Below are 12743 nucleotides of genomic sequence, written 5' to 3'. Positions count from 1 at the left end.
GTTTGCGGCGCTATCGGCAGTCCCTGCGCAGACGGCGCAAGCAGAGCAACCCGAGTCCAGCCGCGAGAAGCAGGGCGCTCCCCGGCTCGGGCACGGGCAGCGCCGTTGTCCAGTCCAGCCCGCTGGCCGCGCTGAGCGTGTAGCCATCGGTGACCAAACTGCCGCCCACCAGCAGGCCGGTCACGCCCTGCACCAGCACGCTGCTGGAGAAATCAAGCTGGCTGTTCGAGTTGCCCGACACCGCGCTGAAGCTGCGCTGACCCGACTCGGCGCGGGCGTAGATGCCCAGGTCGAAGGCCGTGCCCACCACCACCGGCACGCTGAAGGTCCAGTGCCCGTCGACCACGCGCGAGGTGGCGGGCGAACTGGCCACACCCCAGGCCACGCGCTGGCGGTCGGTGGCGAAGAGATCGGAGTTGCCCCGGCTGTAGCCCGGGTTGGACGAGGACAACTCAAAGGTGTTCATGTAACCGGTCACCTGGATCTGGCTGCGCCCAGCAAAGCCCGCGGCGGCCAGGGTGCCGTCGATGGACATGTCGACCAGCATGTAGACCGTCTGCCCCGTATGCCCGGCCCATTGCAGGGTCAGCTTGTCCTCGAAGCCGCCGTTGGACCCCGCCACGGCAAAGAAGGCGTTGTTGGGCGAGTTGTTGTCTGAACGCATGTGGATGTGGCCGATGCCCACCGAACCCCAGGTCGAGTTGCTGATGTTGCCGCTGCTGTAGCTGTCGCTCGTGGTGGCGCTGCTGTTGCCGGTGAAGTAGGCCACCGTGCAGTGGCCGGACGCGAAGCCGCCGGTGAAGTCGGTACCTGCCGTTCTCGGCGCGCCGGGACTCGACGGCGCAGCGCAGGAACTCATGAAGCCACCGGGGCCGGTGACGTCTTGGTGCCTCGGGGCGGCTTGCACACTGCTGGCCAGGCCGGCCAGTGCCAAGCACAGGAAATAGCGGGGTGAAGACATGGCTTGAAGCTCCGGGTCGGGGTTGATGGGCGTCTGCACACGTTCAACCGCACTAAGCCCGCAGAAGGGATCACCACCCCCTAGAACTTGGGGCCTGAGGCGAGTCCTTAGTGAGGCGTCGGGCAAGACGCAGGTCATGCCCTCGGCACACCTCGGTCAGCCTGACCCAAGTGCTCAAGGATTGCGGGATTTTGGTGCTCGCTCACATCGCAAGCGATATGAGCAAGCCCCGAATCCCGCTGTCGGCTTCGCCTCCCCCGCACTTCGTGCGGCTTGAGCAAAGGTCAGTAAGCCTGACCCAGCTGTTCAAGGATTGCGGGATTTTGGTGCTCGCTCACATCGCAAGTGATATGAGCAAGCCCCAAACCCAGCCCATCGGCTGCGCCGACCGCGCTTCGCGCGGCCTAGAGCAACCGGTCCAGTCTAGTAAGCCTGGCCCAGTTGCTCCAGGATGGCTGGGTTTTCCAATGTCGACGTGTCCTGCGTCACCGTCTCCCCCTTGGCCACCGACCGCAACAGCCGCCGCATGATCTTGCCCGAGCGCGTCTTGGGCAGGTTGTCGCCGAAGCGGATGTCCTTGGGCTTGGCGATGGGGCCGATCTCCTTGGCCACGTGGTCGCGCAGCTGCTTGGCAATCGCCTTGGCCTCGTCGCCGCTCGGGCGCGGGCGCTTCAGCACGACGAAGGCGCAGATGGCCTCGCCGGTCGTGTCGTCCGGGCGGCCCACCACCGCCGCCTCGGCCACCAGTTCGGTGCAGCTGACAAGCGCCGACTCGATCTCCATCGTGCCCATGCGGTGGCCGGACACGTTCAGCACGTCGTCGATGCGGCCGGTGATGGTGAAGTAGCCCGTTTCGGCGTCGCGGATGGCGCCGTCACCGGCCAGGTAGTAGCCCTTGAGCTCGGCCGGGTAGTAGCTCTTCTTGAAGCGCTCCGGGTCACCCCAGATCGTGCGGATCATGCTCGGCCAGGGCTTCTTGACGACCAGGATGCCACCCTGGCCATTGGGCACGTCGTTGCCGGTCTCGTCGACGATGGCCGCCGTGATGCCCGGGAAGGGCAGCGTGCAGGAGCCCGGCACCAGCGTCGTCACGCCGGGCAACGGCGTGATCATGTGGCCGCCGGTCTCTGTCTGCCAGAAGGTGTCGACGATGGGGCAGCGCTTGCCGCCCACATGCTCGTAGTACCACTCCCAAGCCGCCGGGTTGATGGGCTCACCCACCGAGCCCAGCAGGCGCAGGCTGCTCAGGTCGGAACGCGCGGGATGCACGGCGGGGTTGCTCTCGGCGGCCTTGATCAGCGAGCGGATGGCCGTGGGCGCCGTGTAGAAGATCGTGACCTTGTGCTTCTCGATCATCTGCCAGAAGCGGCCGGCGTCCGGGTAGGTGGGCACGCCCTCGAAGACGATCTCGGTGCCGCCCAGCGCCAGCGGGCCGTAGGTGATGTAGGTGTGGCCGGTGACCCAGCCGATGTCGGCCGTGCACCAGAAGATGTCGTCGTCCTTCAGGTCGAAGGTCCACTTGGTCGTCAGCGCCGCGTGCAGCAGATAGCCGCCGGTGCTGTGCTGCACGCCCTTGGGCTTGCCGGTGGAGCCCGAGGTGTAGAGCAGGAAGAGCGGATGCTCGGCTTCGACCCATTCCGGCGCGCAGCTCGTCGACTCGGCCGACATCAGGTCGTGCAGCCACACATCGCGGCCGTCGACCCAGGCGATCTTGCCGCCGGTGCGCTTGTAGACGATGACGTCCTTCAGGGTCGGGCAGGACCCGCCGTCCAGGGCTTCGTCGACGATGGCCTTGAGCGGCAGCGCCTTGCCGCCGCGGGCCTGCTCGTCGGCGCAGATGATGGCCACGGCGCCGGCGTCCTGCACGCGGTCGCGCAGGGACTGGGCCGAGAAGCCGCCGAACACGACCGAGTGCGTCGCGCCGATGCGCGCGCAGGCCTGCATGGCCACCACGCCCTCGACGGACATCGGCATGTAGATGACGACGCGGTCGCCCTTCTGGATGCCGCGCCCCTTGAGCGCGTTGGCGAGCTGGCTGACCTTGGCCAGCAGCTCGGCGTAGGTCACCTTGGTGACCGTGCCGTCGTCGGCCTCGAAGATCAGCGCGGTCTTGTCGCCCTTGCCAGCCTCGACGTGGCGGTCCAGGCAGTTGTAGGAGACGTTGAGCTTGCCGTCCTCGAACCACTTGAAGAAAGGCGCGTCGCTATCGTTCAGCGTCTTGGTGAACGGCGTCTGCCAGCTCAGCAGCTCGCGGGCCTGGCGGGCCCAGAAGCCGGCGTAATCGGCCTCGGCTTCGGCCACAAGAGCGGCATAGCCCGCTTCGCCCTTCACATGGGCGTTGGCGACCCATTCCGGGCTGGGGGCGTAGGTGTTGAGCGTACTCATCGTGTGTCTCCTCGTTCTGGCTGCTTGGCGCGCACTGTGCGAGGAGTCACTGACGATGCCCTTACTCTCGGCTCTGCGCCCCGCGGCGCAAGCTTAGCGCGGCTCGGCGCGGGGCCGGCGTTTCAGGCCCATCAGCAGGCCCAGGCCGGCCAGCAGCAGGCCCGCGCTCGCCGGCTCGGGTACCGGGGCGTTGATGAATTGCAGGTTGTCGATCAGCAGCGCGTGATCCGTGGTGTTGGTGTGAATCCTCAGCTCGTCAAAGACGATGTCGCGAAAACCATAGATATTGGTCGAGCCCGTCAGCGATGAGGGTGCGGCGGCAGATTCGACCCAGCCACCATGGAAGTAGGCGTCAAAAGTCGAGACGCCGTTGTCCGCCGTCACCATCGCGAAGGCTGCAGCTGAAACGGGCTTGACGAAATGGATCGCGAAGCCGGTCGAGGCACCCACATTCGACCGGAAGTTGCTCACACGGTTGCCGCTGAAATGCACAAACGCCGGATTCATGTCGGCGTTGGCGAAAGCGGAATCGAACTTCAGGCCGAGGTTGACGAACTGATCGGACACGACCTCGCTCGCCCGCAGCGCAACCGATTCGAAGTCGACGGTGAGGTCTGGCGTGGTCAGCCCGGTGTCTGCATTGAAGAATTCGGCCCGGGCGGGGCCGCTCAGCAGGGCCAGCGCGGCGAGCAGGGCAGGCGGCACAAGTCGCAATTTCATTTGGATCATCAGGAGCTCCCAGCAGGTTGAGGTGGCGGCGCGAGTGCCCCGCCTTCTTCAGGACGGGCCGCGCCGGCAGATCCGGACACGCCCCCCTAGTTCAAGGCCGCGGCCGCACCAACATGCCCGGTGCGGCCACGAAAGGCTTGAAGCCCATGGCTTCATAAAGCTCGGCCGGCGCATAGGCCACGCGGCCCTGAATGACGAGGCTGGCACGGCGCAGCGCCTCGATGTCCTGGGACGGGTCGCCCTCGACAAGCAGCAGGTCGGCCGCATAGCCACGCGCGATGCGGCCACGCTCGGCGCTGGCGCCCGCCACCCGCGCGCCGTTCCAGGTCGCGATGCGCAGCACCTCGGGCGCCGGGATGCCCGCCTTCACGTACAGCGCCAGCTCGCGGTGCAGACCCAGGCCGGCCGTGCCATCGGTGCCCGCCACCAGCGGCACGCCCGCGCGGTGCATGTCGCGCGTCAAGGCCAGCAGCTTGGCGTAGGAGCGGCGGTAGGTGTCGAGCTTGTCGCCCGCCAGGTCCATCGGCGCCACGCGCAGCTGGCGCTGCCATAGCACGGGCAGATGCCCGGCCACGCCGCCCAGCACCGGGTCGAGCTCGCCCTGGGCCTGAGTGAACATGGCCTCGAAGGTCATCAGCGTCGGGTCGACGACGACCTGGCGCTCACGCAGCAGCGCGATGAAACGCCGCACCTTCGGGCTGGCGAGGTCGACGGCCTGGGCATCGCTGCCCACGCGCTGAAAGCGCAGCAAGGTGCGGCTGTCGTCCCCCGGGCGGCTGACGAAGTTCAGCATGACCTGGTTGATGTGGGTCAGTTCCTCGTAGCCGGCGCGCACCGCCTGCTCGGCGAGCATGAAGGCCGGCACATGGCCGTTGACGTGCAGGCCCAGGCTGCGGGCCTTGGTCGTCAACGGCTTGACCCATTCGGGCTTGATCGAGTTGTAGAGCTTGATGCCGACAAAGCCATGGCAGGCATACCAGCTCACCGCATCCAGTGCCTCGTCCAGCGTCTCGGCGACGATGCCATTGCGCGCCGAGAAAGGGCTCTTGCCCTCGATGAAACCGGCGGCGTAGACGTTCGGGCCGATGACCTCGCCGCGCTCGATGCGGTCGCGCAGGCGCAGCAACTCCTGGTTGTCGTTGCCGGGGTCGCGGATGCTGGTCACACCGCCGGCCAGATGCGCCAGGCCGTCCTCGCTCCATAGATGGGCGTGCATGTCCCACAGGCCCGGCAGCAGCGTCTGGCCGCGGCCGTCGATGGCGCGCTCGGGCAGCACGCGCAGCGCGCCGGGCTCGGTCACGGCGTCGATGCGGCCCTGTGAGATCCACACATCGCTGGGGCCCCGCATGCGCGCCGCCGGGGCGTCGAACCAGCGCACATTGCGGATCAGCGTGACGCCTTCGAACGGCTTGGCCAGGCGCTGGCGCAGCGCGCCGAGGCGCTCGTTGGCGGCCTGCTGCTGGCGGGCCAGCAAAGCGGGCACCAGCGCCTCGGCGCCCTTCTCTGCCACCGCGAACCCTGGCCAGGTGATCGCGAACAGCGCGTGGCTGGCGTCGTCGCGCACCCAGTAGTACCAGGGCTGGGCATCCGCGCCGGTGACGGCCACCAGGGCCAGAGGCCCCGTCGCGGCATCGGGCGTCAGGCGGGCCAGGATCTCGGCGCGGATCTTCAGCCCGCCCAGCGTGCCGGCGCTGCCGTCGGGCTGGGCCAGCAGCATGCGCACCAGGGCGCCGTAGTAGCCCGGCGAGGCCTCCAGCGGGATGAAGACGAAGTCATCACCCGCCGGCACATCGCCACTGTCGGCCCGCGAACGCCAGCGCGCGTGGGCCTCGACGACATCGAAATCCTCGGCAATCTCGGCGCCCATGGTGCTGCGCCCCCGGCCGCGATAGTCGCGCGGCGCGCCGTTGGTGGCGAGGCGAAAGCTCTCCTTGATGTCCGGGCCACGGCCGTTGTCGCGGTAGCTGTAGTCGGTCTCGATGCGGCCATCGGGCTGGGTTTCGACACGCAGATGGCCGGCCACATGCTCCTGCGACAGCACCGTGTACTCGGCGCCCCGCGCACTGCCGAGCGCGAGCCAAAGCAGCAGCCCGATCACACGCGGCGCGTTCATGACCGCGCTCCCGACCTGCCGCGCCGCAACGCCAGCAGGCCCAGGCCTGCCGCCAACAGCACCGGCACCTGGGGTTCGGGCACGCTAGACACAATGGCCCGCAGCTCGACGCTCTGCGGCAGGTAAAACTCCAAAGATTGCAGGCTGGCCGCAGCCCGTTGCCCGGGCATGCAGGCCAGGCTCAGACAGTCGGGGTCCGAAGACGCCACGAGGTGGTAGCTGCCGATCAGCGTCTGCGTCACCGAAAGATCCCAGTGCCCCGCAGCCTGTGGTGCCGTGGCCCAGACGGGCGGCGTCAGGCCAACCGAACTGTCCAGGCTCCCCAGCGCCACCGGGCTCACCTCGGCGCTGTAGTGTTCGGTGCCAGAGGCCGTCACGTCCCACCGGTTGAGGCCCCGGGCGGTGGCCAGTTGCGCGTCGGGCGGCGCGACGAAGCGGCTGACAGTGCGCACGCTCATCTGGTCGGGTTGGGGAGTGAGAACCAGCTCCCATTTCGCATCCAGCGTCAGATGCCAGGGCTGGAAGTCGAAATGCAGGTCCAGGGTCCCGAGCCCGGCGTTGGGCTGGGACGGATTCCAGCCCAGCAGGATCGCCCCGACGCCCTGGAAGAACCACTGCCCGTTTTCAAAACTCACCACGGGCGCTCCGCCCATCAGCCCCGTCAAGGTACCTCCCGGGTCCTGGCTCTGCCAACTCGCCCGCACGCCTGGCAGGGCCTGGGCCTGGGCCATGCAGGCCAAGGCGGCGCCTTGCAGCGCGCAGGCGGCAAGCACGGTTCGAGCAACTCGAAGGGGATGGCGGGACATGGCGCGTTCCAAGAGCGTGAGCGGCTTGCTCACCTGCTTTCAGACGCAGCCTTGCAGCGAATCCGGACAAGACCGCCGCCGCCCGGCCCGCTCACTGGCCCAGCAGCACTCCCAGCAGCAGCCGCGCCTTGTCCCAGTCACGGCGCACCGTGCGGTCGGTGAGCTGCAGCGCCTCGGCGATCTCGAGGTCGTTGTAGCCGCCGAAATAGCGCATCTCCACCACCTTGGCCAGGCGCGGCTCGGCCGCGGCCAGGGCCTCCAGGGCCTCGTGCACCTTCAGCACCTCGTCTTCGCCGGCCGGCGTGCTGTCGGCGATGTGGGTGTCCAGCGTCAGGTGAGCCAGACCACTGCCACGGCGCTGGGCCTGGCGCTCGCGCACCGCGTCGATGATGACGGAGCGCATCACCTGTGAGGCATAGGCGAAGAAGGCGCGCCGGCTGTCCGGCCGCAGCCGGCCGCTGCCCAGAAAGCGCAGATAGCTCTCATGCACCAGCACTGTGGTGTCGAGCACGGTGTTGCGCCCGCCGTCGCGCAGGCGGGAGCGGGCCAACTTGCGCAGTTCGTCGTAAGCGGCAGCGAAGAGCCGGTCCTGGGCGCCGGCGCTACCGGCATTGACCTGTTCGATCAGGGTTTCGATGGCATCGTCTGGCACGGGCGCATGGTGCCAGCGCACTGCCGCCACGGACATCATCCTTACTGGGGATGTCCGCCCTGGCGATGCGCTTGCGTCTGACCTAGTGTGCGAACCCAATGAAAAGAGCCCAACGATGCTGACCCCGGCGGACATGAGCCGGCTGAGCCGACTGCTCGACCAGGCCCAGGCGCTGGCGCCCGAAAGCCATGAAGCCTGGCTGGCAGCCCTGCCGCCGGACGCCGCACACCTCGTGGCGGCGCTGCGCGACATGCTGGCGAACCCGCCCGGCGAGCTGACACTGCCGCGCCTGGGCGCCTGGGAGGGCGAGGACCCCGCCGCCGTACACGCCGGCGACCGCATCGGCCCCTACCGGCTGCTGGAAGAGATCGGCCGCGGCGGCATGGGCAGTGTGTGGCGGGCCGAGCGGGCGGACGGCAGCTACCGGCGCGAGGTGGCGCTCAAGCTGCCGCGGCTGACCTGGGGCGAGGGGCTGGCACGGCTGATGGCCCAGGAGCGGGACATCGGCGCGATGCTGGAGCACCCCAACATCGCCCGCCTCTACGACGCCGGCATCGACACGCGCGGCTGGCCGTATCTCGCGCTGGAACTGGTGGTCGGCCAACCCATCGACGCCTGGTGTCGCGAGCAGGCCTTGAGCGTGGACGCGCGCCTGACGCTGCTGTTGCAGGTCATGCGCGCCGTCGGCTATGCCCACGGGCGGTTGGTCGTGCACCGCGACATCAAGCCTTCCAACGTGCTGGTGACGCCCGACGGCCAGGCCCATTTGCTGGACTTCGGCATCGCCAAGTTGCTGTCCGAGGCTGCCGTTGGCGCCGGCCTCACGCTGGCGTCGGAGCGCCATCTGACGCCCCACTACGCCTCGCCGGAGCAGTTGCGCGACGCGCCGGTCACCGTGTCCACCGACGTCTACAGCTTGGGCGTGCTGGCCTTCGAACTGTTGACCGGCCACACGCCGTATCGCCTTGCTCGCGACAGCCGCGCTGCCTGGGAAGCAGCGGTACTTGTCGATGAGCCCGAGCGCGCCAGCATCCGCTGCACTGACACCGCGACGGCCCGCGCGCTGCGCGGTGACATCGACGCCATCCTGGCCAGGGCGCTGCGGCGCGACCCGGCCGAGCGTTATGCCAGCGTCGACGCCTTCGCCCAGGACGTGGAGCGCCACCTGCGCGGCGAGGCGGTGCTGGCCCAGCCCGACAGCACTTGGCACCGCCTCGGCCGCACGCTGCGCCGCCACAGGCTTGCCTTCGGCACGTCGGCGGTCGTCATCGCCGCGCTGGCGCTGGGCGGCGGCATTGCGCTGCGCCAGGCCCAGCGCGCCGAGCTGGCGGCACAGCGCCAGCGCGTCATGACCAGTTTCACCGCGGCCTTGCTGCGAGCCGACCAGGCTGCCTTCTTTGCCCGCACGGATTCGCGCCGCCCCACGCCCGAGCTGACGCTGGCCGACAGCGCCGCGCTGGTCCAGCAGCGCTTCCCGGAAGAGCCCGAGCTGCAGGCCGACTTGCTGGGCGCGATCGCACGCCTCTTCCTGGAGATGGACCGGCCCGACCTGGCCGCCGATCATGCGCAGCGCCAGGTCGAAGCCCTGCAACGCGCGGACGCCGGCCGGCAGGCGCTGGCGGCGGCACGGCTGCTGGCCGCGGAGGCCTGGCTGGCGGCCAGCCGCTGGGCCGAGGCCGATGCTGCCGCGCAAGAGGCGCTGAAGCTGGCAGGCGGTGATCCCTTGCTGCGCGCCGAGGCGCTGGCCTCGATGGCGCAGGCTGCCTGGTCCGCCGGCCGTGCAAAGGCGGCGCAGGCCGCGCTGCAGGAGGTTGAGCCCATGCTGCCGGCACAGCCCGCCAGCTCGACGGCGCCGGCTCGCACGCAGGTGCTGCGCGCCGAGATGGCGGAGCGGGCAGACCAGCCCACCGAGGCCGACGCCCATCTGGAGCGCAGCGTCGCGCTGGCGCTCAGCGCGCACGGGGACGCATCGCCGCTCGTGCATCGGCTGCGATCTCTCGCCGCGCAGAGCCTGATCGAACATGGGCGCGCACAGGCCGCGGCGCCGTTCATCGACGCCGTCGTGCGCAACCTGAATGCACGCGGCGGCCAGGCGGTCATCGAGGCCCGCGTCATCCAGACCGAATTTGCGCTGGCCCGCTACCAGGCGGGCCTGGCCCGCCATGCGGATGCCCAGCAGGCCGCCGACTCGGCCGCGGCCCTGATCGAAGTCCAGCCGGAGCCACCGCAAGCCCTGCAACTGCGCCTGAACCTGGCGCGCAGCCGCCTGGCCTACATCCACGGCGATATCCAGTCGGCGTGGACCTTTCTGCATTCCAGCTTTCCGGCATCCTCGGAAGGCCGGCCGCCCCGGTACTGGCAGCGCCTGCAATGGACCGCATCCGACATCTTTGCCGCCGCCGTGGGCGCCATATTCACCCAAGGCCACGAGGTGGGCGACTACTGGCAGAAGCTCATCCGCGATGGGCAGATGCGGCCGCTGGACCAGCCCGGTGACCTGGCGCGCTTCGCGCTGTGGCTGACGGCAGCGGGGGATGCTCAGGAAGGCCTGCTCAAGCTGGAGGCCGCGTCGCCTACACCGGCCTCGCGCGCCATGTTGGCCTGGGTCAAAGCCCAGATCCTGCTCGACCTGGGTCGACCGGCCGAAGCCGCGGCCGCCGTGCAGGGCCTGTCGCCCGGGTCCACGCCTGACCTGCCACCCGAGCGCTTCACCAGCGAGGCCGTCGCTGCCCAGCTGGACTGCATCCAGGGCCGCGCCGGGGCCGGGCGCGACAAGCTCGTCGCCCAGGCCGAGGCCCTCCTGCGTGACCGCAACCCGAACTCACCCCGGCCCGCCTGGTTGCGCGCCCAGGCGGGCCTGTGCGCCCTGGCCGCAGGCGACCGCCCTGGTGCGCTCGCTCTGGCAGCCCAGGCGCGCCAGGCCTTCAAGGCTCAGCCCGATGTGGCGGCGTATTCCAAACTGCCGCTGCAAAAGCTCGACATCGCACTGCAGCGCCGCTGACACGGCCTGTCCCTAGAATCCGCGCGTTCTTCGCCGACCCCGGACTTCCATGACAGCCCCGCTGCGCCCCCTGCCCCGCCTGATCTTCGCCAGCCGCTGGCTGCAACTGCCCCTCTACCTGGGCCTGATCCTGGCGCAGGCCGTCTACGTCTTCCAGTTCTGGACCGAGCTGGTGCACCTGATCGAGGCGGCGTTCGGCGACCAGCATGCGCTTGAAATCCTGGTCAAGAGCATTGGCTACAAGAGCGCCACCATCAAGGACGCCGCCGGCCTGGTTGTCGGCTATGAGCCGATCGCCAAACTCAACGAGACGATCCTGATGCTGGTCGTGCTGGGGCTGATCGACGTGGTGATGATCTCCAACCTGCTGATCATGGTCATCGTCGGCGGCTACGAGACCTTCGTGTCGCGCATGGACCTCGACGGCCACCCCGACCAGCCCGAGTGGCTGAGCCACGTGAATGCCTCGGTGCTGAAGGTCAAGCTGGCCACGGCCATCATCGGCATCAGCTCCATCCACCTGCTGAAGACCTTCATCAACGCCGACAACTACGCCGAGAAGACGCTGATGTACCAGACCATCATCCACGTCGCCTTCCTGCTGTCGGCCATGGCCATCGCCTTCACGGACCGGCTGTTGCCGCAGCCGCCCCACGGCGAGAAGCACTAGAGCGTCAGTCAGCGGCCGACCATCTGCCCCGGCACCACCCAGGCGTCGAACTGCTCGGCCGTCACATGGCCCAGCGCCAGCGCCGCCTCGCGCAGGCTGCTGCCTTCCTTGTGCGCCTTCTTGGCGATCTGGGCGGCCTTGTCGTAGCCGATATGCGTGTTGAGCGCCGTCACCAACATCAGTGAGCGCGCCACCAACTCGGCAATGCGCCCCTCATTGGGCTCGATGCCGACGGCACAGTGCCTGTTGAAGCTGGCCATGCCATCGGCCAGCAGGCGTGCGCTCTGCAGGAAGTTGTGGATGACCATCGGGCGAAAGACGTTCAGCTCGAAGTTGCCCGACGCGCCGCCGATGTTGATGGCCACGTCGTTGCCCATGACCTGGGCGGCCAGCATGGTCACCGCCTCGCTCTGGGTCGGGTTGACCTTGCCGGGCATGATGGACGAGCCCGGCTCGTTCTCCGGGATGCTGATCTCGCCAATGCCGCTGCGCGGGCCGCTGGCCAGCCAGCGCACGTCGTTGGCGATCTTGGTCAGGCTGGCCGCCAGCGTCTTCAGCGCGCCGTGGGCGTGGACGAGGGCGTCGCAGGAGGCCATGGCCTCGAACTTGTTCGGTGCCGTGACGAAGTCATGGCCCGTCAGTCGCGCCAGCTCCGCGGCGACCTGCTCGGCATAGCCCTTGGGCGCGTTCAGCCCGGTGCCCACCGCCGTGCCGCCCAAAGCCAGCTCGTACAGATGCGGCAACGCCGCCAGCACATGCCGCTCGCCGTGGTTCAGCTGCGCCACCCAGCCCGAGATCTCCTGCCCCAGCGTCAGCGGCGTCGCGTCCTGCAGATGGGTGCGGCCGATCTTGACGATGTCGTCAAAGGCCTCGGCCTTCTGCTGCAGCGTCGTGCGCAGCGCGCGCAGCGGCGGCAGCAGGCGCTCCTGCAAGGCCTGCACGGCGGCAACATGCATGGCGGTCGGGAAGACGTCGTTGCTGCTCTGGCTGCGGTTCACGTCGTCATTGGGATGCACCAGCCGCCCCTCGCCCCGCTCGCCGCCCAGCAGCTCGCTGGCGCGGTTGGCCAGCACCTCGTTGACGTTCATGTTCGTCTGCGTGCCCGAGCCCGTCTGCCAGACCACCAACGGGAACTCGTCAGCATGCAGGCCACCAATGACCTCGTCGGCCGCGGCCACGATGGCCTCGGTCTTGGCCTGGTCCTGCAGCCCCAGCCCACGGTTCACGACGGCCGACGCTCGCTTCACCTTGGCCAGCGCTCGAATCAGCTCGGGCGCCTGGCGTTCGCCGGAGATGTCGAAGTTCTGCAGCGAGCGCTGCGTCTGCGCGCCCCACAGCCTGTCGGCCGGCACCTCGATGGGGCCGAAGGTGTCGTGCTCGATGCGGGTTCTGCTCATGACGATTCTCACGAAGGCGGGGTTGGCTT

9 protein-coding genes are annotated in these 12743 nt (G+C 68.8%); 2 read left to right on the top strand and 7 right to left on the bottom strand.

The window, feature by feature from the left end:
- Nucleotides 1–10: 10 nt before the first annotated feature.
- The 6 genes from ASC91_RS20920 to ASC91_RS20895 form a co-directional block, all read right to left on the bottom strand.
- Complete coding sequence (locus tag ASC91_RS20920; protein ID WP_162247838.1) at nucleotides 11–961, bottom strand: PEP-CTERM sorting domain-containing protein; 951 nt, start codon at nucleotides 959–961, stop codon at nucleotides 11–13.
- Nucleotides 962–1384: 423 nt separating this feature from the next.
- Nucleotides 1385–3346: an acetate--CoA ligase gene (gene acs, locus ASC91_RS20915; protein ID WP_056201416.1), complete on the bottom strand. Its 1962-nt coding sequence runs from the start codon at nucleotides 3344–3346 to the stop codon at nucleotides 1385–1387.
- Between the two features lie 93 nt (nucleotides 3347–3439).
- The gene (locus ASC91_RS20910) at nucleotides 3440–4066 is read right to left on the bottom strand and encodes a PEP-CTERM sorting domain-containing protein (RefSeq protein WP_162247837.1); all 627 of its coding nucleotides are present in this window, start codon (nucleotides 4064–4066) and stop codon (nucleotides 3440–3442) included.
- A gap of 100 nt (nucleotides 4067–4166) precedes the next feature.
- Nucleotides 4167–6188, bottom strand: coding sequence for an amidohydrolase family protein (locus ASC91_RS20905; protein ID WP_056201410.1), 2022 nt, complete (start codon nucleotides 6186–6188; stop codon nucleotides 4167–4169).
- A complete protein-coding gene (locus tag ASC91_RS20900) occupies nucleotides 6185–7027 on the bottom strand; it encodes a hypothetical protein (protein WP_162247836.1) in 843 nt (280 codons plus the stop codon). The genes ASC91_RS20905 and ASC91_RS20900 overlap by 4 nt, the downstream gene beginning before the upstream one ends.
- Before the next feature lie 58 nt (nucleotides 7028–7085).
- Nucleotides 7086–7676 carry an ECF-type sigma factor gene (locus ASC91_RS20895; protein ID WP_162247835.1) on the bottom strand — a complete coding sequence of 197 codons (591 nt, stop codon included), beginning with the start codon at nucleotides 7674–7676 and terminating at the stop codon, nucleotides 7086–7088.
- An 85-nt stretch (nucleotides 7677–7761) separates the two neighbouring features.
- On the opposite strand from ASC91_RS20895, the gene ASC91_RS20890 reads away from it, so the two are divergent.
- Together ASC91_RS20890 and ASC91_RS20885 are read left to right on the top strand one after the other, a co-directional pair.
- The gene (locus ASC91_RS20890) at nucleotides 7762–10647 is read left to right on the top strand and encodes a serine/threonine-protein kinase (protein ID WP_056201402.1); all 2886 of its coding nucleotides are present in this window, start codon (nucleotides 7762–7764) and stop codon (nucleotides 10645–10647) included.
- A gap of 49 nt (nucleotides 10648–10696) precedes the next feature.
- Nucleotides 10697–11317 carry a TIGR00645 family protein gene (locus ASC91_RS20885; RefSeq protein ID WP_056201399.1) on the top strand — a complete coding sequence of 207 codons (621 nt, stop codon included), beginning with the start codon at nucleotides 10697–10699 and terminating at the stop codon, nucleotides 11315–11317.
- Between the two features lie 8 nt (nucleotides 11318–11325).
- Here the strand turns inward: ASC91_RS20885 and fumC are convergent, their stop codons facing one another.
- Nucleotides 11326–12714: a class II fumarate hydratase gene (gene fumC, locus ASC91_RS20880; RefSeq protein WP_056202430.1), complete on the bottom strand. Its 1389-nt coding sequence runs from the start codon at nucleotides 12712–12714 to the stop codon at nucleotides 11326–11328.
- Nucleotides 12715–12743 lie beyond the last annotated feature (29 nt).

This window comes from Pelomonas sp. Root1237 (assembly GCF_001425055.1).
Classification (GTDB): Bacteria; Pseudomonadota; Gammaproteobacteria; order Burkholderiales; family Burkholderiaceae_C; genus Pelomonas.
The sequence above is the reverse complement of the archived record's forward strand: the minus strand, read 5'-3'. Positions and strand labels throughout refer to the sequence as shown.